Consider the following 24,768-nt stretch of genomic DNA (forward strand, 5'->3'; position numbering starts at 1 on the left):
ATGGGTAACTTAATAAAGATGAGGAAGTAAAGGTAAGGGGATTGACGCTTATAATAACCAATCAATAGGTAACCATGACATGATGGTCAGCCAAACATGATCACTGATATCAACGCGCGGCTCTGAATCATAAATGACTTTTTTGCCTCGTTCCACGGTATGCCACTGTAAATTACCATTTTCTAATAACTTTACTTCATAAGCTTGGCTCAACAAGTCATCGCTGAGCGCATCATGTAACTGTTTGGCTAGCTCATTATCATTGATAATCACGCCCATCTCCGTATTGATGTTAGCGGAGCGCGGGTCGACATTGTATGAGCCAATGAATACTTGATAGTCATCAACGGCAAAAGTTTTGGCATGCAAGCTGGTTGACGATTGACTGCTCGCCTTCCAGAGTTTATTTTCACGTTTTTCTGCAGAAGCCGTTGATTTTAGCTCGTAGATTTTTACCCCTGCACGCAGCAGGTTAGGACGCCATTGACTGTAGCCAGAATGTACGGCGGTCACATCAGTGGCATCAAAAGAGTTGGTCAAAATCTTGATATCAATGCCCGCTTCAGCCAATTTGACCAGCGTATTGACACCGTCTTTGGTCGGTACGAAGTAAGATGAGATAATAGTAAGACGCTTGGTTGGGCTGCCTAACAAAGTGCGCAATTGATGGACCAAATTGGTATCCGCTGGGACAGTTTTGGTCAATTTACCGACGTCATCACTCAAAAACTGCATGTCCGTCCAGCGAAAGGGCACGCGCTTATTGATTAAGTCGGTATCAATAGAAGAGTCTTCGATAGCAGTTTTATACACTGATAAACTGCTTCTGCTGTCGTTTTTCTCATCCTCTTTTAGCTTATCTAAGCCGTCTAAGAAATCAGTGGTCTCGCCTTTATTCAAAGTGGCTAGGGTTTCGATATCAAAGGAGATGGGTGCTGACCAATAACTGGCAAAGCTATTGTCAATGTCAGCAACGACTTTACCAATCAGCAAAACGTCTAAATCCGCAAATTGGCTGTTTTTATCGTTGCTTAGATATTCATCACCAATATTACGCCCACCAATAATGGTGATTTGCTTATCAAAAATCATGCTTTTATTGTGCATGCGCCGATTGATACGCGGTAGACCAGTGACGTAATTTAAGGTTTGAAATTTACGGTGCATCAATGGATTGATAATACGTACCGCAATATTGGGGTGACTGGCAAAACGTAATAAATGCTGATCAAACTTGGCATTGTTATTAAAATCATCTAGCAATAATCGTACAACAACCCCGCGCTCGGCGGCATTCCATAAGTCCTTGAGCATCAGCTGTCCGGCTTGGTCATCGTGCCAAATATAATATTGTGCATCGATATTACGCGTGGCCATGCCAGTCAAAATACTGCGTGCAGCAAACGCATTGGCACCAGTCACAATCGGATGGTAACCGGATAAATCAGGGTGAATCTCGTTTTGTTCACTGATGGCTGCCACCAAATCCGTACTGTTGCTTTTTGGATTTGTATTTGGGCTATTTTTTTGGCTGCTGTCTTGAGTGTTATTGCTTTGACTAGTGTTGTCTTGTGGTTCATTGCTTTGTTGGTATAAAGCGTCAACACGCGCTGATAAAGCTTGACTTTCAGGCAAGTGCGGCTGCTTTGGCAAACTCTGACATCCACTAAGACTTAAGGTTAGTCCCAGCGTTAAACTCAGCGATAAGTTGCTTGGTTCTATACTAAACATCGACATAAATGAGACACCTTAATGAGCCTGAATGTAATAAAGCGCTTGTGAATAACGGGCTTATATTTGCTTGCTGTTTTTACCGATGAAAGCACTGATTATGAGGCGTATGATGATATCGCTCAAGGCAATATTAAAAGCGCCGGTAAGCTTAACAGTTGTCATCATCTGTGCCTATTATAAATACGTTATTTTTGTTAGATACGGCGAGTTTTTTGGTTATGATGTACCTATCGTACAGTCATCGCCTGCGCTTGCATCTCATCTTTATAAATGTATCAGCACGTTTTCATCCTAAGTGCCTAATATAGGGTATTCAAAAATAATAATTAGCACGCCTTTGAAACCAGCTGTTTGGAATAAGTTGCCATGCTATGATAACGCGAATAAATGCTGTTTATAATCGAAATAAGCCGTATGTTTAATAATAACCAGTGCAATGGAAGAATTATGAGTCAGTCGCAAGTGCATGATAATAAAAATTTGAATAAGTTAGACCCTAACTGGCGCAGTGACGCGCTCAACTTAGAACTCGATTATGGTATGCAGACTATCGCCGTACGGGCGGGTCAACATCGTACAGATGAGGGCGAACACTCAGAAGCTATTTTTACCACCAGCTCTTATGTGTATGAGTCGGCGGCAGATGCAGCCGCACATTTTAATGGAGATAAGACAGGCAACGTTTACTCACGTCATACCAATCCAAGTGTGCGTACCTTTGAGCGTCGTTTAGCAGCGCTTGAAAATGGTGAGCGCGCCGTTGCGACGGCTTCAGGTATGGGTGCGATTTTGACCATGTGCTTAGCCTATTTAAAAGCGGGCGACCACTTGCTAGCAGCCAATCAACTATTTGGCTCATCGATTGGCTTGTTTAATAATTATATGACGAAGTTCGGCGTTGAAGTCAGTTATGTTGATTGCTTTGATAATGAGGCTTGGGCAAATGCGGTTCAGTCGAATACCAAGGTAATTTATTGCGAAAGCCCCAGTAATCCGTTGGCACAGATTTGTGATATTGGATATTTAAGTCAGCTATGTAAAGCCAATGATATCTTATTGGTCGTCGATAATTGCTTTGCCACGCCAGCATTGCAGCGGCCATTAGACCTAGGTGCTGATGTGGTGATTCACTCTGCGACTAAATACTTAGATGGTCAGGGTCGAGTATTGGGCGGCGCGTTGGTCGGTAGTGATAAGCTGATGCAAGAAGCATTTACGGTGGTGCGTTCAGGCGGTATCAGTATGAGTCCATTTAATGCATGGGTCTTTACCAAAGGGCTTGAGACGCTTAAATTGCGTATGCAAGCGCACTGTCACAATGCCAATCAAGTGGCAGAGTTTTTGGTCAATCATCCTAATGTTAGTACCGTGCATTTCCCAGGTTTGAGCGATCATCCCGCTCATGAACTTGCTACCCATCAACATCATATGAAAGGTGGCTATGGTGCTATCATGGGTTTTGAAGTGCAGGCTTCTGATAGCCGTGATGCACAAGCCGCTGCTTGGCATGTGATTGACTCAACGCAAATGGTCTCTATCACCAATAATTTGGGCGATGCCAAGACTACCATTACTCATCCGGCGACCACCACTCATTTTCGCCTAACAGCTGAGGCGCGTGCAGAAGCAGGTGTCAAAGATAGTCTCATCCGTTTGTCGGTCGGTTTGGAAGATGTGGAAGATATCATTAAAGATTTGGCGCGTGGTTTAGACAGTTTATGAAGATAAAGGTATAATCACCGTCAACCGATGAAATTTACGTTATTAATCATCAGTAGTTATTAATCACTACTCATTACTATAAAAGACAAAGAGGCAACTATGAATATTCAAGCATTGATGCAACAAGCACAAACGATGCAAAAGAAAGTGGAAGCAAACGTTGAAAATGCTAAAAAAGAGCTGGCCAATAAAGAAGTGCAAGCGGAAGCGGGCAGTGGTCTGGTAAAAGTCACTATGACAGGTCGCCACGTGGTTAAGCGTTTGACCATTGATCCAAGCTTATTGGAAGATGAGCCTGATATGATCGAAGACTTAATCGCTGCTGCTATTAATGATGCGGTGCGTCAAGCAGATGAGCTATATGAAGAAACCATGGCTGGCGCGACATCAGGTATGGGTCTACCACCAGGTATGCAAGGTCTGTTCTAAGTAACTGGCTCTTAAGCTTCTAAGCGTGAAAAACTGCTTTTTAAAAATAAAAATGGGGTTGTTATCGACACGATACGACCCCATTTTTATAGCTACGATTTATAAATAAAGGAAGACACTTTGCTGACAGCCAAATTTGATCAGCTGGTCAAACAGCTGCGTATTTTGCCGGGCGTGGGGCAGAAAAGTGCCCAACGTATGGCGTTACATCTGCTTACCAAGAAACGTCCGCAAGGTATGGCGCTAGCACAAGCACTTGATGAGGCGATGAGGGATATCGTTGAATGCCAGCGTTGTCATAGCTTTAGCGACGAGGCAGTTTGTCCATTATGTCAAGATCCTAGGCGTGATGATGGGCTATTATGCGTGGTCGAAACCGCAGCAGACGTGATGGCTATCGAGCAAACCGCGGGCTATCGTGGGCGCTACTTTGTGTTAGGCGGTCACTTATCACCGATTGATGGCATTAGTGCCGATGATTTAAATATTGAGCAGCTGGTCTGGCGTGTCAAACAAGAGCCAGTTGAGGAGTTAATACTGGCTACTGGCACCACTGTCGAAGGGCAGACTACCGCCCACTTTATCAGTGAAGCGGTCAGTCGTCATGTCAATAAAGTGACGCGTTTGGCGCAAGGTGTACCGATGGGCGGTGAGCTTGAATACCTTGATAGTATGACCCTTGGGCAAGCCATGCAAAATCGCTCCTTTCTATAGACTTTCTACACCCTTTTTATCATTTTTTTATAAAACCAAGTCTTGTCCACTTTATTTCATGAAATTGTTATAATTGCTTTACTACTGTTGTAACCCTTATTGTTTTCGTTTCTCATTTTATTAAGACGTGATTTAGCGTTTTATTTTCTCTTATTTATGCAGGTATCTGCCCGTGTCTAACCATGCTTCAACCGCTTCCACCCAATCAAATACCACAGACAATGCTGCTATTGATATTGATGACGAATCATCAAAACCCTCAATCAGTACTGAGATAAAGTCAGCCGATTTACCGCCCGAACCAGATATCGATGCACTATTGGACATCGCTGATGAGGTTGCTATTACTTGGGTACGGCAGCAAAGTGGTTTAGACGAAGTGATTCAGGCGTTAGCGACTTGCGGGCGTGTGGCCTTAGATACCGAGTTTATCAAGCGCGATACTTATTATCCGCGCTTGGCGCTGGTGCAGCTGAATATTGGCGATCATGTCTATCTATTAGATGCGCCGCAATTGCAATTAGGGGGTTTTTGGGAAGCGCTTCGTAAAGTAGATGTCGCGATTTGGCATGCGTGCGGTGAAGATTTGGGGATTTTTTATCTATTATCTGGTTGTCCACCGTTGACCAATATTTTTGACACGCAAATTGCGCTCTCTTATTTAACGGGCCAGCTGCAAATGGGTTATCAGCAGGCGCTTGATGATCAGCTAGATATGCATATCGATAAAGAACACAGCCAATCAGATTGGCTACAGCGTCCGCTATCAGATGAGCAAGAGCAATATGCGATTGATGATGTGCGGTTTTTGCCAGCGCTTTATTTGAGCCTTGAGTATGAGTTAAAAAAGAAAGGTTTATACGATTATGTATGGGCTGACTGCCAACTTTATGCCCGTGATTTATATGACGCGCAGCATGTTGAAGACGACGCAATGTATCTAACGATGGCAGATTATCGTTATACTTCGGAGCAAATGGCGATACTACAAGCGGTTGCGACGTGGCGTGAGGAACTGGCACGTGCGACCAATCAGCCGCGTACCTTTGTGATAAAAAAACAAGCAGTACGGGAGATTATCACTGAAAAGCCAAGCAATATGCGGGAGCTCGCTCATAAAACCACGATGCACCGGAGTATGTTGCGGCTATATGGTGAAGAACTGCTGAAGGTCATCAAAGAAGCAAAAAATCTGCATCCTGCTGAGCACCCAGACTGTCTATTGCCGCCGTATCGCTCAAAAAATAAAGTGCTATCAAAAGCGGTGCAACAGGCGATAGATGAGCAAGCGCAAATAACAGGAGTGCCTGCTAGTGTATTGATGCGTAAAAAATGGCTAGGGCAATTATATGAAGTGATTGCTTTTGATAAAGAACTAAGCGAGTTACCAGAAGGGTTAAAAGGTTGGCGCAGCGAATGGGTCATACAAACCTTGATTCCTGTTATTGCAGCGCATAAAATCGAGCTACAACAAGGTATGGGAATTAATGTCTAGCGTTTAATCACGATTGACATTCAATGGCGATGAGCGCTTGAACTTTCCGTATTGCAAAAAATATATCACTTGGTTGGCGACTTTTTTATTGACCAGCATGCCAGTATGCGAGACTGGCATAACGATATGATCGACCGCTGCTTCAACTTTGGTTTCTTCGACATATACTGTGCCATCATGCACAAGTTGCTGCTTCAATGGCGGTAGGTCTGCTTTAAGCAGCTTACGGTTATGATGATGCAAAACTAACTGTCCCATACCATAAGGGCGATTTCCAGCAATCACTCCAAGGGTAATATGTTTCGGTAATGGGGCGACTGTCCCATCTAGTGCATCGACATAAGAGTGCCCTACCACAGCGGGGATTAAGCGCCAAATATAGTCTGCACAAACGCTGCCTAGATGCGGTGTACCGAGCGTGACGCAGTGTCCTATTTGCCATTTCGGATATTGATTGACAAAATCACGAATAATCAGCCCACCCAAACTGTGACCGACTAAATCTATGGGCTGGTCAAGATGGTGATGCTTTTCTAGCCAGCTATTGAGACGTGCGCTATTGGTTTTGATGCCATCACGCATACTACGATAGCCATATTGATGGGTATCAAATCCTGCTGCTTGCAAGCGTTTAGCTAATGGACGCATGATAAATGGAGCATGATGCAGACCGTGAATAAGAATGACGCGGTTTGTTTGTTGCATATTATTATCCAAAAAAGTGATTTCACTGATATTTTATTATATAAGTCTCTTAATGGTAATTTAAGTACCAATGACATTGCCTTTTAAGTTAGTGGCTAAGAGTAGAAAAAGTAAAAACCTCCAAATCAGCTGCTGACTTGGAGGTTTTTTTTATAAAAAACTGTTTATGATTTATCGAAAAATACGATTACATATAGTTTTCGATACTTGGGCAAGAACACATCAGGTTCTTATCACCATAAGCGTCATCAACGCGTGCCACACTCGGCCAGAACTTATGGGCACGAATGTAAGGCAGTGGGAATGCAGCCGTATCACGGCTGTATGGATGTGTCCATTCGCCAGTGGTCACCATAGCAGCGGTGTGCGGTGCATTTACCAACGGATTGTCTTCTAGCGTCCAACCATCTTCGCCAGCTTTAGCTTTCATAGCCTCGGCTTTGATAGATTGAAGCGCGCTGATAAAGCGATCTAACTCTTCTTTAGATTCAGATTCAGTTGGCTCAATCATCAAGGTCCCTGCTACTGGGAAACTCATCGTTGGTGAGTGGAAACCATAATCCATCAAGCGCTTAGCAATATCGCTTTCAGTGATGCCAGTTTCTTCCTTCAATGGACGAATATCGATGATACATTCGTGAGCAACGCGGCCATTTTTGCCTGTATAAAGCACAGGGTAGTGGTCTTTAAGCTGAGTGGCCACATAGTTGGCATTTAATAGCGCCAGCTCCGTTGCTTTTAGCAGACCATCACGGCCCATCATGGCAATATACATCCATGAGATAGGCAAAATGCTTGCTGAACCATAAGGGGCTGCCGATACTGCTGAGCAGTCGTTTTGCGCATTGTGTACCGGACTTAGGGTATGGTTGGCCATAAATGGTGCCAAGTGTGCCTTCATACCAATAGGACCCATACCTGGACCGCCGCCACCATGAGGGATACAGAAAGTTTTATGCAAGTTCATGTGTAATACATCGGCACCGACATCGGCAGGCTGCATCATGCCTACCTGCGCATTCATATTGGCGCCGTCCATATAGACTTGACCGCCATGCTTATGAATCAAATCGCAAATATGACGGATGCCTTCTTCAAACACTCCATGCGTCGATGGATACGTAATCATCAACGCACCTAGGTTGGCGCTATGCTCTTCACATTTAGCGGTTAAGTCATCGATATCAACGTTACCATTGTCATCGGTTTTGACCACGACCACTTGCATACCCATCATCATGGCAGTCGCAGGGTTGGTACCGTGCGCTGACATTGGAATCAAGCAAACATCACGGCCAGTCTCGCCCAATGACTCATGGTAACGACGGATTGCTAATAGACCAGCATATTCACCTGAAGCGCCAGAGTTTGGCTGCATAGACACTTCATCAAAACCAGTGATGGCTTTAAGCTGTTCTTGCAAGCTATCAATCATGGCAATGTAGCCCGTGACTTGATCGCGCGGTGCAAAAGGATGGACGTTGGCAAATTCAGGCCATGTAATCGGCAGCATCTCACTGGTGGCGTTCAATTTCATGGTACAGCTGCCAAGTGAAATCATGCTACGGTTCATCGCCAAATCTTTGTCTTCAAGCGACTTTAAGTAGCGCAACATTTCATGTTCAGTATGATGTGAGTTAAAGACTGGATGGGTCAAGATATCATCGGTACGCAAGTGGGCGCTATCGAGTGATACGCGAGCTGTTTCAGGTAAATCGTGTGATTTACTAACAAATAGCTGAGTTAAGACATTGAAGTCGTGCTGATCGCTGATTTCACTAAATGCTACACCTAATTTACTGTCGCCTAGACGCCATAAGTTATAGCCAACATTGTCCGCATTTTCAAAAATCTGGGTCGCTAATTTCTCTGAACCGCAATCAATAACAACGGTATCGAAGAATTGATCATGTACCACGCTTAAGTTGCTATCATCAGCATTTTTAATGACATCAGCAAAGGCAGTAGCAAAGGCATGAATACGAGTAGCAATACGCTTCACGCCATTTGGACCATGATAGACGGCATACATACCGGCTAGGTTGGCTAGCAAGACTTGTGACGTACAGATATTTGAGTTGGCTTTTTCGCGGCGGATGTGCTGCTCACGAGTTTGTAGTGCCATACGTAAGGCAGTATTGCCTTGCGAATCTCTTGAGACGCCAATAATACGACCAGGTGCTGAGCGCTTGGCTTTATCAGAGAACGCAAAATAAGCGGCATGTGGACCACCAAAGCCCATTGGAATACCAAAGCGCTGGGTGCTACCCAATGCCACGTCTGCGCCCATGTCAGCTGGTGACTTTAGTAACACCAAGCTCATGATGTCACTGACGACGCTCACATAAGTTTTGTTTTTCTTAACGGCAGCGATAACGTCGGTTAAGTCTTTCACATCACCTTCAACACCGACGTATTGGAATAATGCCCCAAAATAGTCGCCTGATTTAGCAGTTTCAAAATCACCAACAACCACTTCCCAACCAAAATACTTGGCACGGGTGTTAATGACGTCTAAGGTTTGTGGATAGACACGGTCATCAACGAAAAACTGCGTTGATTTGCTTTTGCTCACACGCTTAGACATTGCCATGGCTTCTGCTGCGGCCGTTGCTTCATCAAGTAATGACGCGCCAGCAAGCTCAAGACCAGTCAGATCGATACAAACTTGTTGGAAGTTGAGCAGGGCTTCAAGGCGACCTTGGGCAATCTCAGCTTGATATGGCGTATAAGCCGTATACCAACCTGGATTTTCAAGGACGTTACGTTGAATCACCGCTGGCATACGTACCGGCGAATAGCCTTGACCGATATAGCTCTTATTAACCGTGATGTCGTCTGCCATCGCGCGCAATTTAGCTAGGGCAGCATGCTCACTCATCGCGACTGGCAAATCTAGCTCTTTATGCAAGCGCACTGGCTCAGGCACGGTATCATTAATAAAGCTAGCCATATCTTTATAGCCAACTGCGCTGAGCAGATCAGCTTGCTTAGTCTCATTCGAGCCTATATGACGATAAACAAATTCAGCTTCGTTGAATAAACCTTGAAAGGTATCAAACGTTGGGTTTTGAGAGATAGTCATAACAGTCCTTGGTTAAGGGAGTAATAAAGAGTTTCACTTAAATAAAATAAAATAAAATAAAATAACGGCTTACGGTTTTACACGTAATGGACAAACTGCTCTTGATTAAAGCGGAACTGAGTGTTGTAGACGCCATTATCAGCACGCTCGCCAGCACCAATCATCATAATAATATGTTGATCGTCGCTTAGATTTAACAGCCGCTTCATGGCAGGCTCATCGAAGCCGCCCATCGGACAGCTATCAAAGCCGTGCGCGCGTAGTGCGAGCATCAGGTTTGCGGCCGCAAGAGCGGTATTATTGGTTGCCCAGTTTTTAGTATCTTCAAAGGTATAGTAGGGTGATTTAATCGGACCTTTTATACGTCTCACTACTTGAGTTGCACCCCATTTGGCCGCTGATACTACGTTGGCAGGACCACGTAAAAAGTCCATGGTCACGACTTTGGTATAGTAGTCTTTGACCTTTTTTGGTACGGGTGTATCAGGGTATTCACGCAATATTTGCTTGGCATGGTCCTGCCAGACATCGGTACGCGCAACGACAGCGATTAGGCGCGCTGAGGTTTTTGCCGCGTTTTGATTCATGCAGTTTTTTACCGCACGTTTGCGTTTGTCAGCATCATCGATCACATAAAACTCCCACGGCTGCAGATTGCTGGAGTTTGGCGCTAGCATGGCCAGACGCAAACAGTCTGCTAATACGTCATCAGGTATCGGTGTATCGGTAAAGCGACGAACTGAACGACGTGACTCGACCACTTCACGAAACGCTTGTAGCTGTGGCGTATTGTCAGGCGTGGCAATATTTGCTTGCTTATCAGTATCAGAGGTCATATGAGAATCCATGCTGTGGAGTGAATGATCAACTTGGGTCAGTATTGAGTGGGTCTCTTCAATAGCGTCTGACAAGTGATGCATACGAATAAATTGGCTAGCAGTTGGAATAATAAAATTGAATGATAATTGTGAATAGCAAAGTATTTTTACATGTGGCTTTTAACACTCACTGCATATTTGATAAATATGATTTAAAGTAGAGCCTATAGATACCAGCTGACGCCGATATCTATGATAATAGATTCTGTTTTTATTTTATAAATCGCGATATTTAATTGAAATGTCGCTTTTAGATGAGAGTATTAAACTGATATTACAGCTCGTTTTCGTACTCATCAGCCGTCATTAGTGCTTCATAGTCAGCGATGTTGTCAGGCTTCATTCGGAAGAACCAACCTTCGCCATATGGATCAGAGTTGATGATTTCTGGGTCATCTTCTAGCGCTTCGTTGATGGCAATCACTTCACCTGAGATAGGCGCATAAACGTCAGAGGCAGCTTTTACTGACTCAACCACTGAGATTTCGTCATCAACGGCGATGATGTCACCCACGTCTGGTAATTCAACGAATACCACGTCACCCAATAGGTCTTGAGCATGGTCAGTGATACCAACAGTGATAGTACCGTCGTCTTCTAGGCGTAGCCACTCGTGGCTGGCGATGTATTTTAGTTCTGCTGGGATATTGCTCATGGTGTCTCTCCTAAGTGATAGAGGATGGTTTACAAAAATAGTGGAAGCTAATAATAGAATTTATAATGACTACGAGTCAAACTGCTGCTTGCCGTTACGGACAAACGGTAGCTTAAGAACGCGTACATCAACAAATTTGCCTTTGCCGCGCAAATCGACCTGAACACTGTCCTCATCTGACAAGCTGGCAGGTACACGGGCAATGGCAATCGAATTTTTTAGGCTAGGGGAGAAGGTGCCACTGGTGATGATGCCAGTTTGCTCATTGTCCGTGCCTTGATTGATGGTTACTGTCATGCCTTCACGTAATACACCGCGTGTCGTCAGTAGTAGACCTACTTGCTTCATGGCCGTGTTGTCGTCTTTTGCCTGCTGACGTTTGCTAACCAAAGCTTCACGACCGATAAAATCACGCTCGTCTTTTAACGCCAGTGTCCAGCCCATGTTGCACTCATAAGGACTGATATCTTCGTCCATGTCATGACCATAGAGGTTCATGCCCGCTTCCATACGTAAGGTATCACGCGCACCAAGGCCCGCAGGTTTAACGCCATTGGCTTTTAATTGCTCAAAGAAAGCTGGGGCATCGTCGCCATGCATAATCACTTCGACACCATCTTCACCCGTGTAGCCCGTACGAGCAACAAACCAATCCGTGCCTTCGATGTCTGTCAAGTCAGCACCAACGAAAGGTTTAAGACCAGCCAAGGTATCGGCCCAACTTGGTTTGGTTTGCGCTAGCTTTTCAACGGCATTTGGGCCTTGAACGGCAATCATGGCAAGCTCTGGGCGCTCGGTGATGGTGATATCGAAACCTTCAGCGACTTTTTCAAATTGTGCCATGTCTTTATCGCGAGTGGCAGCGTTTGAGACGATACGATATTCGGTCGCGTCTTCATTCATTAGGTAGACGATTAAATCATCGATGATGCCGCCTTGCTCATTGAGCATACCTGAATACAGCGCTTTACCAACGATCTTTAGTTTATCGACATCATTGGCCAGTAACTTTTGTAGCCATGCTTTGGTATCGCTACCTTTAACATCGGCGACAACCATATGTGAGACATCAAACATACCGGCATCGGTACGCACCGCTTCATGTTCTTCGATTTGTGAACCATAATGGATTGGTAATTCCCAACCAGAAAAATCCACCAGTTTGCCATCACTATCAACGTGAGACTGGTAAAGAGGCGTGCGTTTAGGGGCTGAGGTGTTGGTGTTTTGAGTGTCAGTCATGACAAATCCTTATGTGAACATCAGTTGTACTCGGTAGAGTAATGAGCGATGTGCATTATCATAGTAACGAGAAGCAATATTGCAGGGTGCAAGCATTGCAACCAAGGGTAGCACAGAAAAAATAGCGCAATCAGCCAAACAGACGCTGAACGTCGGTTTAAGCAAAAGCCCTATCTGTCCTGTAACCTGAGATTTTCAACACGAACCATCATTTTTTGTTTAAGCAGATGCTTGCAAAACAGTAGCAATGATGTCGCATTTTCTCCCCTTCGGTGGGTAAGGCGTCGTCCGTCCTTACCGCTCTCCAGATTTGTTATGCCTTATGTTTGGGTGTGCCACGCGATTGACGGTAGACAGCGAAACAGTCATGACATGTGTTTTTCAGTCCTTTTACCTGAGCGATTGGCAGGGTGTATGCGCCTTCGGTGGTCCTGTCGCAATGATCAATGCAACTCATTAAATGAGTGCACTCGATATCGTGCTCAAGACTCTCTCCTGAAAAACGCTTTTATTATGAAAGGTTAATGGTTTTTTTACAAGCCACCGAATGGATTAAAATGAATAATTTAACTAAAATGCTGTTTTTTAGAGACATTAAGGTTAATCAATAGATAAAACAAGCTGATTTTTTGCGCCAGCCAGAGGCAATCAAAAGCCATCTCTTTAAAGCCTGCTACGCAAAGCCACTATGGAAAGTGTGACAAATTATGCTAGGCTAGCAACCATTATTCCATAGATTGTTTAATAGAAGCTATTTTACATAAATCATTTGCTCACTGTTTTAATTGATGATTTCTAATCTTTAATGCTCAATAGGTGCCTTTATGCATTGCGATATTTATAAATTTCCTAAACACGACGACATGTACGTTTATATTGCCCGTCCTGATTATCCTAATGATACCGATGAGATTAAAGACTGGCTTGGCGTATTACCTAAAGACTTCCGTGCAAGCTTAGGGCGTAGTCAGTTTGTGATGCATTTAGACTTGGCAACCACGCCAACGCTTGCTCGTGTCGATAAAGAAGAAGTATTGGCAAAGTTAAACTCGCAAGGGTATTTTGTACAAATGCCACCACAAGATGTTATGCGCCGCCAAGCAGAATTACGCGCTCGTGAAGCACAAGACAATATTTATGATTAATGGGCATTTTTTGCAGAGAGTTTTATAGCAAGGTGATTTAAGACGGTGTCCGATTATAGAAGACACTGATAGGCAAGTGGTAATAAGCAGGTAAGTAGCGAACCGCCAATTGCTAAAAAACGTTACTAAGCAGTGGCCAGCATGCATTTTATTCGGAAGTCGTGATAAACTAGCAGCATTATTAGGTGCCCGTGTCGATTATGTAATCGGCCTTATTTTTAGTACGACAGAACGTACTCTCTACCGCTAGACACATAACGTGTCGCCGGTGATAAACGCAGGTAATCAAACACGTATGGACTGGTTTAAAAGTATCTTACAGAGCTTACCCTTGGAAGCCATCAGTGACATTCTTGGCGAAATTGCCATTTGGTGGGGGCAGCTGGTAAAAGACGTACCAGCCGCGGACTTACCGATGTATGCGTATCTTGGTGGTGTCATTATCGTATTGATACTTTGGGTACTGGTTGCTCGTGTCTTGCCGCGCCCGTTGGGCGGTATGAGCTGGATGATACTATTTGCCGTTTTATTAGCACCCGGTACGGCGCTTGGTGACCCTAGCGTGATTGCCCCCGCTAGTATCGCTGTGGTTTATGCGATTATGATGAAAGACACGGCTGGCGCGATTGCCAATATGTTGCCTATATTAGTGGTCTTGGTTGTTGGCTTATTCGTCGGCTTCATGTGGCAGCTGATTCGCGGCGCGTTTGAGTCCAGCTTAGATAAAGCCCGTAGCCGGACGGCAGAAGATGTACAGGCGACGAGGCAGCTAACGACAGGTAATTATTTGGCAGAAAATTCCACTTTGGCTCAGCAGCCTGATGTAAATCAGCAGTCGACTAAGTTACCATTAGCCACTAAGTCTGACGCTGAAGTGAGCTTAAAGAAAAACAGCAGCTCGTCTAACAAGCCTGATATTGAGAAATCTGATAAATAATAAGGTGATATAAGTTTTTTAAAGTACATGCTTAAAACTAAATCCCTAAAACTAACAATCACCTCACCTGCGCAGAGATAACCAGATTAATAAGATGTTTATAAATTTAAAAGACACCAGTGCGTGTCTTTTTTTATGTGAAACCATTTCTCATGTGAGAGGAGTTACTGCTGGCTAAAGGTATAAGGGATTAAAGCGCAGCAGAATATTTGTTAGTGACTGCGAACGCATGAGTATTTGGGCAATCAGCACGGTTATGCTAATCTAATTTATTATTTATCATGCAAAAATTGCCTTTCAATCCCCTAATCTATAACAATAACTGAGACCTAATTATGACGACCACGACCGATAAATCGAAGAAAACCTTTACCGGTACGCAAAGCTATATTGCTACCGATGATTTACAACTGGCAGTAAATGCGGCGATGATGCTACAAAAACCACTGTTAATTAAAGGTGAGCCGGGTACCGGTAAGACCTTGCTGGCAGAAGAGGTTGCTGAAAGTTTGGGTATGCCACTGATTACTTGGCATATCAAATCAACCACCAAAGCTGAGCAAGGGCTGTACGAATACGATGCGGTATCGCGCTTGCGTGATTCACAGTTGGGTGATGATAAGGTGTATGAGATTGGCAACTATATCAAGCCTGGTAAGTTGTGGGATGCCTTCACCAGTAAAGAGCGCAGTGTGTTATTGATTGATGAGATTGATAAAGCCGATATTGAGTTCCCCAATGATTTGCTACATGAGCTTGATAAAATGTCGTTTTATGTCTATGAGACCGGCGAGACCATTACTGCTGAGCAGCGTCCAGTCGTGATTATAACTTCAAACAATGAAAAAGAGCTACCGGATGCGTTTTTGCGTCGTTGTTTCTTTCATTATATTGATTTCCCTGAAGAAGAAACCATGCGCCAAATTATTGAGGTGCATTTTCCTAATATTCAAGAAAAGCTGGTCAATGACGCGCTTGATATCTTTTATAAATTACGCAATGTTCAGGGAATTAAAAAACCACCATCAACGTCAGAATTGGTTGATTGGTTGACATTGTTATTGGCAGATGACATGGCACAAGCAGAGTTAGAAGAAAACTTGCGCGGTGAAAAATCTATCCCACCATTATATGGTGCGCTGCTTAAAAATGAAGCCGATGTGAGCTTGCTGCAGCGCTTTGCTAACATGATGCGTCGTTAAGCTTATATTTGCGTAGTGATGTCATCAAGAAAGCTCGGGTAAGCGCCCAAATCGTAACCATATCAGCCAATAAGTGATACGTATCTTATGTTTATCAAATTGTTCTATACCTTACGTACTTACGGCGTGCCTGTTAGTACGCGTGAGCTGCTCGACCTAAATGCTGCGTTAGACCAAGGGCTGATGATGCAGCCGCATCCAGAGAATCCAGAGCTATCTACTTTTGCCAGTCGCGAGGATATGTACCGTCTGATTCGTCTTTGTATGGTTAAAGACGAGCGCCATTTCGATAAGTTCGATCGGGCCATGGCGGATTATTTTGAAGGTGTCGACAGTCTCGATATGGATGAGTTGTTGTCCAAGTTGACGGATATTCCTAAAGAATGGCTGGATTTAAAGTTAGACCCAAAAAATCTGACCGAAGAGCAGCGCCGTTTGCTGAAAAAGTATGGCTCGCTAGAGGAGCTGATGAAAGCGCTTGAGGAGCGTCTTAAAGAGCAAACAGAGCGTCATCAAGGCGGTAGTAAATGGGTTGGTACTGGTGGTACGTCACCGTTTGGTGCGTATGGCGATCATCCAGAGGGCGTACGGGTAGGCGGTGAATCACGCAAACGCAGCGCAGCCAAAGTCTGGGAGCAGCGTAAATATCGCAATCTCGATGACGACAGCCAACTTGGCACGCGCCAAATTCAAATGGCGCTACGTAACTTGCGCCAGTTTGCGCGTACCGGCAGTGCTGATGAGCTAGACATTCATGAAACCATCAAGCGTACAGCAAAGAAAGGCGTGCTAGATATTCATATGCAGGCTGAGCGCCGCAATCGCGTTAAGGTATTGATGTTGTTTGATGTGGGCGGCAGTATGGATGTTCACGTGGAGTCATTAGAAAAACTGTTTTCTGCGGCGAAGAATGAATTTAAAACCTTAGAGTTTTTTTACTTTCATAACTGTTTATATGACTACGTCTGGAAGGATAATAATCGTCGCCACAGTGCACCGATGCCGACCTTTGAATTGCTTAATAAGTATGGTAGGGAGTACCGCGTTATCTTTGTCGGTGATGCCTCGATGTCACCGTATGAGCTGATGACGGTCGGCGGCAGCGTTGAGTATATGAACAATGAAGCCGGTATTGTTTGGTTAAAAAGGGTGCTCGCGCATTTTGATAAAGTCGCTTGGCTTAATCCTGAAAACCCAGCGTATTGGCAATATACTCAAACCATCGTTGAGATTAAAAAACTCTTCGATCATAAAATGTATCCGATGACCTTACATGGTATAGAAGACATGACCAATTATATGGCGCGTTAATGGATAAGTGTAAGAGTCATTTGCTTTATTTTTTATTGAAATGCACATAAAAATAGCCGTTATAAAGTATAGCGGCTATTTTTCTCTTTCTACTTTTTCGTTTCAATAAGCCCAATCATAACGCCCATCTCTTTTTTATCATGCTTATCGATAGTCGGTGCATACAGTGCCGATGCAATTCCACCATCTAAAAATAACGCGTTTGGACAGTTTAAGTCATTCCTAAAAAGCGTGGCAAACTGATAAAAGCTTACAGGTGCTTCGCTATTAACAAATTGTAGGCTACCATCGCTGCAAACACCAACGCCATTACGAAGTTTGATAGAGGTACTGTCAGGATTGAACTGCGGATGAATCTCATTGTTGATGACTAGCATAGGGCCTGATTGGGTGGCATACCAAGGCTGTGCTTTACCATTTCTAAGCTGCTTATCTAAAGCGTTACTTTCAGTAATCTGCACCTTGCCAGCCTTATCCCACCACATCACCCCATTGGGTAATAAATGAAAGTTGCCGCCGCCTGCTTTAAGATTCAACGCTCGTAGCTCTTTACCTTCAATAACCGTATAGCCAATCGGCGCATAAGTTTCATTATACATACCCGCGTTCATGGCAAAATCCAGCGTTTGCTCAGGCGGTAATGCCACTAATAAATTGTCGAAAGTTAGCAATGGCTGGTTATTATTACCACTGTTATCTGCTTGTTGCCAAAACAGCTGTAAAGAATAGCGTGGGTTTGATAACGCCTGCCCATCAATACGACAAGCGCTATAAGCAAACGGTACAGTTTGCGACTGACATGACCAGTTTTCCGTAACGTTATCAGACTTACCAGCGCCTATTGGCTGACAGGCGCTGATGCTTAATGCAACCAGCACTGCTGTCAAAAGAGAGTGGGGTAAGGTGAAAATGGAGCTTGGCATCAATGACTTGCCTTTTGGCCGGTGGACAGAATTTGTTTATGGTAAGGATTCTACAATATTTTGTCGCTTATTTACTTAGTCATTTTCACTTAGTCATTTGTCATAGGAAGGTCGCGAAAAGTATTGTTGACGTTGCCTATTAACATGCCTCCATCGACGATATCTATTAAAGCCTCTGGCTGTTGCGTTGTTGGGGCGCTGGTTTCTTTGCCTCGATCGCGCGAGTCTTTGTTATAAGCAATCAGAGCATCATTATTGGCGAGGAAGCTATCAGGATTTGCCATGACCCACATTTGGTTAAATACGTCGGCACGGGCGTTTTGCTCAAGCAATGCACCTTGGTCAGCAAAGTAAAAGAACTTCGATAACAGCTTGATTTGCCCGTTATCTAAACGGCGCGCAATATGATAAGGCTGCAATTGGCTCGGATGCTGTAGACCAACCGCACCAACGATGCTGGCCAGTGATTTAAGCGTGTTTTTATGGAAGCTGGCGACGCGCTCCGCTTTACTAGGCACATCGAGCGCTTTTTGACGATATGGGTCTTGAGTAGCAACACCCGTCGGGCAAGTATTGGTATGACACGAGCGCGATTGAATACAACCAACGGCAAACATAAAGCCACGCGCTGAGTTACACCAATCAGCGCCGAGCGCAATCATGCGAGCGATATCAAAGCCTGAGACGATCTTGCCGCTGACGCCAAGCTTAATTTTGTCGCGGATACCAGCGCCAACCAAGGTATTGTGTACCAACATAAACCCTTCAACCATCGGCATGCCGACATTGTCCATGAACTCAACGGGCGCTGCGCCTGTACCGCCTTCTGCGCCATCAATAACGATAAAGTCCGGATAGTTGTCCATCTCTATCATGGCTTTCACAATCGCCATAAATTGCCACGGCTGCCCCACACATAGCTTAAAGCCAACGGGCTTACCGCCTGATAAATCACGCAGCTGCTGCCAAAAAGCAACCAATTCTCGTGGCGTGCTAAAAGCGCTATGCGACGAGGGCGAAACGCAATCTTGACCAGTCGGTACTTCACGGGTATCAGCGATTTCTTGGGTAATTTTTTCGGCGGGCAAGACGCCGCCTTGACCTGGCTTTGCGCCTTGTGAGAGTTTAATCTCAATCATTTTTACTTGCGGGTCAACGGCTTTTTCGGCAAAGGACTGCGGATCAAAGTTACCTATCTCATCACGGCAACCAAAATAACCGGTACCTAATTCCCAAATCAAATCACCACCAAATTTACGGTGATAAGGGCTGATTGCTCCTTCGCCGGTATCATGGGTAAAGCCGCCCATCTTCGCGCCTTGGTTGAGCGCCATAATGGCATTGGCAGATAAACTACCAAAGCTCATTGCTGAGATATTAAATACCGACATATCATGCGGCTGCTTACAACGCTCACCACCGACAACGATGCGAAAATCTTTATTTTCTAATGGCTGACTGACGGCTGATTGTAAAAACCATTCTTTATCATGGGCGTATAAATTGTCTAGCGTACCAAAGGCATTGGTATCACTGACATTTTTAGCACGTTGATAGACCAACGCACGCTGCTGACGCGAAAAAGGTACTTGTTCTTTATCATTTTCCAGTAAATATTGGCGAATTTCAGGGCGGAAGTCTTCGAGCACATAGCGAATGTGGCCTGCAACCGGATAGTTTCTTAAAATAGCGTGCTTTAACTGTGTGATATCATAAATCCCCAGGCACACACCGAAGCCGCCAAGAATGATGAGCCACCAATTCGCCAGTAACAGTCCGGCTAAAAACAGTAAAACCGCGGCAGCAAAGGTACTATAGCGCAAAAATACGCCGACTAAATAAGGAGAGCTGGTTTTAGGCTCTGGATTTAAATTGGTACGAGATTGGGGCATAACAATACTCAACAGTAAAACATTGGAATTAAAAATGCGGCAGAAAGTTATTTCGTAACTTTGCCGCTATTCGTTATTCAGTATAAAAGGATTGGATGATACTCATTAAAATAAATCAAAGCGCCATCAACTTAAGCGCCGACCATAAAGGCAGGGGCTCAAATTGATGGCGTACATCATACGCCTATAATATCACGGCTCCATATTAATTGAGTAACGGCTTGCTAATAATGACCTTAGAATTACCGCTTTTAAGCTTAAACTGCTTTAAATGGTGGCCTTGAGGCTATTACTCAATGACGTTTTTTAGCATGGGTACAATAAACTAGAACCTCTACAATATTAAAAATAAAATGGAAGCCGACTGTCAGTGTCTGGTGGTAAGGTCTAAAGAGTACCTTGTAAGCTGTGACGAGTACGGGGCATAAGGTGTAAAAAAAGCGTTTGCCCGCAACGCGTAGCAGCCACTACAGTATGCTTTCAACCCCCTGCTGTGGCGGTTTGGGGTCTGACACTCGCCCAGTCGGTTCCAAAGGGGGAGTCTATCCACTTATGTCTAAATGGATAGAGAGTTCTAAAGCTAATGGTTTAAAAAAAGATGATTATTCAACAAGATCAATTTGCCAGTTATTGGCTTGGATGACAATATTAATTTTGCGTAGTTTCATGGCGATGTCATCAGCTTGCTTTTGTAGGCTTGCGACTGAGACCATGATATTCCATTTAATTTCACGATGGCTATAACGATCCGCTTCCGTATCAGTGGCTTCAATCGCCTCAATTAATAGCTTATGACGCAGCTCTAACGTCTCACGCTCAACCAATAGCGCTAACATCGATTGACCTTTATCGGTCTCTGCAATGGCATTGGTACGGTGAATGCGTTCAATCAAAGTCGCTAGCTCAGTAATGATTTGACTGGCATCAACCATCAGCGCGTTAGGATCTTCGTTTGGCATATCGCCTTCTTGAACTTTGACGTTACTACGAATACGACCTTTAATTTGGGCGAGCTTCTTTTGCATATCGCTACGGATCAGTAGAGCTTCGGCGAGTTTCATTATTTACTCTCATACTTTTATTATTAATATTTACGCTAAATTTTAATGCTTCTTAACCCTTAACACAAACCACTTGTCGCAAGGTATGCACCACGTCTACCAAGTCACTTTGCGCTTGCATCACCTCATCAATATTTTTGTAGGCGGCTGGTATCTCATCAATGACTTCTTTGTCTTTTCGGCATTCTACGCCTGCAGTTTGTGCGATTTGATCTGCTACCGTAAAGGTTTTTTTGGCTTCAGTACGTGACATGATGCGACCCGCGCCATGGGAGCAGGAATGGAATGACTCTGCGTTCCCTTTGCCACGCACGATAAAAGATTTGGCGCCCATCGAGCCGGGAATGATACCGTATTCACCAACGCGAGCACGTACCGCGCCTTTACGAGTGACAAATACTTCCTCACCGTAGTGCTCTTCTTTTGCTACATAATTATGATGACAGTTCACTGCTTTTATCTTGGCATCAAAAGGTTTAGATATAATCTGGCACAATGCTTTGATTGCATTTTCCATCATGATTTCACGGTTTTTAAAAGCAAAACGCTGCGCCCAACCGACGGCAAACCAGTAATCATCAAAGTGTTCAGTACCTTCAGAGAAATATGCCAAGTCCTTGTCGGGCAAATTTATAAACCACTTGCGCATATCTTCTCGCGCCAGCTCAATGAAGTAGCGTCCGATAGCATTACCCACACCACGAGAGCCTGAGTGCAGCATAATCCAAACCTGATTGGTCTCATCAAGACATACTTCTACAAAATGGTTGCCTGTGCCCAGCGTTCCCAAGTGGTCTAGATTGTTGGTGCTTTTAAGTTTAGGGTGCTTTTGGGTTAGATAGTTAAAATCATCTACTAGTGTTGCCCAACCTTCTTTCACCGTGTCATTAGGGTTTAACCACGCACCGACATCACGGTTAGAGCCGCGACCACGTGATTTGCTACGACCATGCGGAATCGCTCTTTCAAGCTCGATACGTAAACTGCGCAAGTTATCGGGTAAGTCATCAGCGGTCAGGGTGGTTTGTACCGCCATCATGCCACAGCCGATATCGACACCAACGGCAGCAGGAATAATCGCCTCTTTAGTCGGCAACACTGTACCGATAGTCGCACCAATCCCGACATGGACATCAGGCATGACTGCCAACCATTTATAAATGAACGGCATCTGCGAGGCTTTGATCAGCTGGTCGTGCGCTTTTGGACCGACAGGAACCCCCTTGGTCCAAAGTTTGATCGGGGCTCCGCCGTCTTGAATGATGTTATGAGTGGTTGGTTGCATAGTATGCTCTTTATTTATTATCATCCTAATGACAGAAGTAGACTGCGCAAATCCTTGAGGAAGTGTGGTTTGAGATTTGATACGTTCGGCTGATTAATCAACCTAATCAGCTACAGTGGTTTCTTTCTAAACACCGCTTCCAATCCTCTCAGCCAATGCCTGCAACTTAGGCACAATCATCGCTGCATAGTCGTCGCTTTGCCAGTTAGCGCTTGGCACACTGGCATTAAGCGAATAAGCATACTGTCCAGTCGCAACATCATATACCCCAACGGCTACTGCCAATATATCCGTAGAAAAATCACCATCTGATACCGTATAGCCATGCAATCTATAATGCTCTGCAGCGTCAGATAGAGCAGACTGCGCATGGTTATAATCTTCTGTAGATAAGTGCTCTTGTAAATTATTACGAATTGAAGCCTGTCTCGCTGGCGAGCTAGCCGCATAAAAAGCGCGCCCAATAGCCGTTCGTGCGACAGGTACCGCTGAGCCAACTTGCAAATTGACCGATAGACGAGCAGGGCTACGACAGCAAGCGTGATAGCGCATTTCTCCTTCGACCTCGGTGGCTAAGTTTACCGACACCTCATTGCTGCTGGCAAACTGACGTAACAGTGGCTCAGCTGCCGCGACCATATCGTGACGACTCCATGCAGTAGCACTTAATCGCACCGCGCTACTGCCCAATTGATACTTTCCATGCTCCGTCATGCGCAAAAATCCAAGCGTCATCAAGGTATGAATCAGACGAGTGATGGTCGCTTTTGGCAGTATGGTCATCTGACATAACTGCTGATGACTGAGCTGCTCATGATGCTCAAAAGCTGCTAACAAAGTCAGTCCACGGCCTAAGGCAGTGACAAACTGTCTATCGTTATCTTCCTTACTTTGTTCAAGGACTGTATTGATTCGAGCCAATAGTGGTAAGGCTGCCGATACGTTTTTTGTCATTTTGCACTCATTTATCTTTGATAAAGGTTTACAGCGCCGTAAAACTTTGTTTTAATAGATTTAAATTATGAAACTAAGTTTCGCACAGCGGAATTAGCAAGTCAATACCTTATGAAGTAAATTTACTCATTAATCACTACTCGTCGGTCAGGATGACTGACATCAAGGAGATCTACATGGCAACATCTACTCGTCCAAGTTTTGATTGGGAAGATCCGTTTTTATTACGCGACCAGCTGACTGATGAAGAACGCATGGTGATGGACAGCGCCCGTCAGTTTTTTCAAAAAGAGCTCATGCCTGGCATCGTTGAAGCCAATCGCAATGAGAATTTTGACCGTAATATCATGCGTCAAATGGGTGAGATTGGCTTACTTGGCGTCACGATTGAAGGTTATGGCTGTGCCGGTTTATCTAGTGTCGCTTACGGTCTGATTGCCAAGGAAGTTGAAGCGGTTGACTCAGGTTATCGTTCAGCGATGAGCGTGCAATCAAGCTTGGTCATGCATCCTATCTGGGCGTACGGTACTGAAGAGCAACGAGAGAGATATCTGCCAAAGCTTGCTACTGGCGAATATGTGGGCTGTTTTGGCCTGACAGAACCAGATTCAGGGTCAGATCCAGCCTCAATGTCGACACGTGCGCGTGCGGTTGATGGCGGTTATGAGCTGACAGGTAATAAGATGTGGATTACCAACAGTCCTATCGCTGATGTGTTTGTCGTTTGGGCAAAAGACGATGCCGATGAAATTCGCGGTTTTATTTTAGACAAAGGCATGAAAGGTTTGTCAGCGCCGAAGATTGAAGGTAAGTTTTCACTGCGTGCTTCAGTCACGGGTGAGATTGTGATGGACAAAGTGTTTGTGCCTGAAGCCAATGCTTTCCCAGATATCCGTGGACTCAAAGGGCCGTTTGGTTGCTTAAATAAAGCCCGTTATGGTATCGCATGGGGTGCAATGGGGGCGGCTGAATTCTGCTGGAAAGCTGCCCGTCAGTATACGCTAGACCGTAAGCAATTTGGTCGTCCGCTAGCTGCGACGCAGTTGGTACAGTTGAAGCTTGCCAATATGCAAACAGAAATCACGTTGGGTCTGCAAGCAGCGCTACGTGTTGGTCGACTGATGGATGAAAACAATGCCGCTCCTGAGATGATCTCACTTATTAAACGTAATAACTGCGGTAAAGCGTTAGATATTGCACGTATTGCTCGTGATATGCACGGCGGCAATGGTATCTCTGATGAGTTCCACATTATCCGTCATGTGATGAACTTAGAGGCGGTCAATACTTATGAAGGCACGCACGATATTCACGCGCTCATCTTAGGTCGCGCGCAGACAGGGATTCAAGCGTTTTATTAATTAATGGTTGTTAGGTAATAAGTGCTGGCTAGTTTTTA

20 protein-coding genes and 2 riboswitches are annotated in these 24,768 nt (G+C 44.6%); of the genes, 9 read left to right on the forward strand and 11 right to left on the reverse strand.

Features of this window, described 5'->3' with window-relative positions; all coding sequences use genetic code 11:
- Window positions 1-48: 48 nt before the first annotated feature.
- Window positions 49-1,737 carry a phospholipase D family protein gene (locus tag FQ084_RS02695; protein ID WP_149489082.1) on the reverse strand — a complete coding sequence of 563 codons (1,689 nt, stop codon included), beginning with the start codon at window positions 1,735-1,737 and terminating at the stop codon, window positions 49-51.
- A gap of 444 nt (window positions 1,738-2,181) precedes the next feature.
- Here FQ084_RS02695 and FQ084_RS02700 point away from each other — a divergent pair, with 444 nt between their 5' ends.
- The 4 genes from FQ084_RS02700 to FQ084_RS02715 all read left to right on the forward strand — a co-directional run bounded on the left by FQ084_RS02700 (window position 2,182) and on the right by FQ084_RS02715 (window position 6,094).
- Entirely contained in the window at window positions 2,182-3,456 is a 1,275-nt protein-coding gene (locus FQ084_RS02700) for an O-succinylhomoserine sulfhydrylase (RefSeq protein WP_149489083.1), read from the forward strand.
- Between the two features lie 99 nt (window positions 3,457-3,555).
- The gene (locus FQ084_RS02705; RefSeq protein ID WP_068404078.1) at window positions 3,556-3,885 is read left to right on the forward strand and encodes a YbaB/EbfC family nucleoid-associated protein; all 330 of its coding nucleotides are present in this window, start codon (window positions 3,556-3,558) and stop codon (window positions 3,883-3,885) included.
- 120 nt (window positions 3,886-4,005) lie between these two features.
- Complete coding sequence (gene recR / locus FQ084_RS02710; RefSeq protein WP_149489084.1) at window positions 4,006-4,599, forward strand: recombination mediator RecR; 594 nt, start codon at window positions 4,006-4,008, stop codon at window positions 4,597-4,599.
- 172 nt (window positions 4,600-4,771) lie between these two features.
- Window positions 4,772-6,094 carry a ribonuclease D gene (locus FQ084_RS02715; protein ID WP_149489085.1) on the forward strand — a complete coding sequence of 441 codons (1,323 nt, stop codon included), beginning with the start codon at window positions 4,772-4,774 and terminating at the stop codon, window positions 6,092-6,094.
- 3 nt (window positions 6,095-6,097) lie between these two features.
- On the opposite strand, the gene FQ084_RS02720 is transcribed toward FQ084_RS02715, so the two are convergent.
- The 5 genes from FQ084_RS02720 to gcvT form a co-directional block, all read right to left on the reverse strand.
- On the reverse strand, window positions 6,098-6,799 hold the full coding sequence (locus FQ084_RS02720; protein WP_149489086.1) for an esterase/lipase family protein: 702 nt from the start codon (window positions 6,797-6,799) through the stop codon (window positions 6,098-6,100).
- A gap of 187 nt (window positions 6,800-6,986) precedes the next feature.
- Window positions 6,987-9,884, reverse strand: coding sequence for an aminomethyl-transferring glycine dehydrogenase (gene gcvP, locus FQ084_RS02725; RefSeq protein ID WP_149489087.1), 2,898 nt, complete (start codon window positions 9,882-9,884; stop codon window positions 6,987-6,989).
- 77 nt (window positions 9,885-9,961) lie between these two features.
- Window positions 9,962-10,720, reverse strand: coding sequence for a nitroreductase family protein (locus FQ084_RS02730; RefSeq protein WP_188032875.1), 759 nt, complete (start codon window positions 10,718-10,720; stop codon window positions 9,962-9,964).
- A gap of 316 nt (window positions 10,721-11,036) precedes the next feature.
- Complete coding sequence (gcvH, locus tag FQ084_RS02735) at window positions 11,037-11,417, reverse strand: glycine cleavage system protein GcvH (protein WP_149489089.1); 381 nt, start codon at window positions 11,415-11,417, stop codon at window positions 11,037-11,039.
- Window positions 11,418-11,486: 69 nt separating this feature from the next.
- The gene (gcvT, locus tag FQ084_RS02740; RefSeq protein ID WP_149489090.1) at window positions 11,487-12,659 is read right to left on the reverse strand and encodes a glycine cleavage system aminomethyltransferase GcvT; all 1,173 of its coding nucleotides are present in this window, start codon (window positions 12,657-12,659) and stop codon (window positions 11,487-11,489) included.
- Window positions 12,660-12,823: 164 nt separating this feature from the next.
- A riboswitch (glycine riboswitch) is annotated at window positions 12,824-12,977 on the reverse strand.
- A gap of 54 nt (window positions 12,978-13,031) precedes the next feature.
- A riboswitch (glycine riboswitch) is annotated at window positions 13,032-13,167 on the reverse strand.
- Between the two features lie 316 nt (window positions 13,168-13,483).
- Here gcvT and FQ084_RS02745 point away from each other — a divergent pair.
- From FQ084_RS02745 to FQ084_RS02760, 4 genes are all read left to right on the forward strand, one after another.
- Window positions 13,484-13,804 carry a YcgL domain-containing protein gene (locus FQ084_RS02745; protein WP_149489091.1) on the forward strand — a complete coding sequence of 107 codons (321 nt, stop codon included), beginning with the start codon at window positions 13,484-13,486 and terminating at the stop codon, window positions 13,802-13,804.
- Between the two features lie 268 nt (window positions 13,805-14,072).
- Window positions 14,073-14,741, forward strand: a complete 669-nt coding sequence (locus FQ084_RS02750; protein ID WP_262880635.1) for a hypothetical protein — start codon at window positions 14,073-14,075, stop codon at window positions 14,739-14,741.
- A gap of 335 nt (window positions 14,742-15,076) precedes the next feature.
- Window positions 15,077-15,943 carry an AAA family ATPase gene (locus tag FQ084_RS02755; protein WP_149489093.1) on the forward strand — a complete coding sequence of 289 codons (867 nt, stop codon included), beginning with the start codon at window positions 15,077-15,079 and terminating at the stop codon, window positions 15,941-15,943.
- Between the two features lie 87 nt (window positions 15,944-16,030).
- Window positions 16,031-17,254, forward strand: coding sequence for a vWA domain-containing protein (locus FQ084_RS02760; RefSeq protein WP_149489094.1), 1,224 nt, complete (start codon window positions 16,031-16,033; stop codon window positions 17,252-17,254).
- Window positions 17,255-17,343: 89 nt separating this feature from the next.
- Here FQ084_RS02760 and FQ084_RS02765 read toward each other — a convergent pair whose 3' ends face one another.
- The 5 genes from FQ084_RS02765 to FQ084_RS02785 all read right to left on the reverse strand — a co-directional run bounded on the left by FQ084_RS02765 (window position 17,344) and on the right by FQ084_RS02785 (window position 23,369).
- Entirely contained in the window at window positions 17,344-18,177 is an 834-nt protein-coding gene (locus FQ084_RS02765; protein WP_149489095.1) for a phosphodiester glycosidase family protein, read from the reverse strand.
- 89 nt (window positions 18,178-18,266) lie between these two features.
- Window positions 18,267-20,069 (reverse strand): FMN-binding glutamate synthase family protein, encoded by a 1,803-nt coding sequence (locus tag FQ084_RS02770; protein WP_149489096.1) that lies wholly within the window; start codon window positions 20,067-20,069, stop codon window positions 18,267-18,269.
- A 602-nt stretch (window positions 20,070-20,671) separates the two neighbouring features.
- Window positions 20,672-21,130, reverse strand: coding sequence for a DIP1984 family protein (locus FQ084_RS02775; RefSeq protein ID WP_149489097.1), 459 nt, complete (start codon window positions 21,128-21,130; stop codon window positions 20,672-20,674).
- Between the two features lie 52 nt (window positions 21,131-21,182).
- Window positions 21,183-22,415 carry an RtcB family protein gene (locus FQ084_RS02780; RefSeq protein WP_262880636.1) on the reverse strand — a complete coding sequence of 411 codons (1,233 nt, stop codon included), beginning with the start codon at window positions 22,413-22,415 and terminating at the stop codon, window positions 21,183-21,185.
- Window positions 22,416-22,541: 126 nt separating this feature from the next.
- On the reverse strand, window positions 22,542-23,369 hold the full coding sequence (locus FQ084_RS02785; protein ID WP_149489099.1) for an IclR family transcriptional regulator: 828 nt from the start codon (window positions 23,367-23,369) through the stop codon (window positions 22,542-22,544).
- Window positions 23,370-23,545: 176 nt separating this feature from the next.
- On the opposite strand from FQ084_RS02785, the gene FQ084_RS02790 reads away from it, so the two are divergent.
- Entirely contained in the window at window positions 23,546-24,730 is a 1,185-nt protein-coding gene (locus tag FQ084_RS02790; RefSeq protein ID WP_149489100.1) for an acyl-CoA dehydrogenase, read from the forward strand.
- The last annotated feature ends 38 nt before the right edge of the window (window positions 24,731-24,768 follow it).

Origin of the sequence: Psychrobacter sp. ANT_WB68, from assembly GCF_008369115.1 — a bacterium.
Classification (GTDB): domain Bacteria; phylum Pseudomonadota; class Gammaproteobacteria; order Pseudomonadales; family Moraxellaceae; genus Psychrobacter.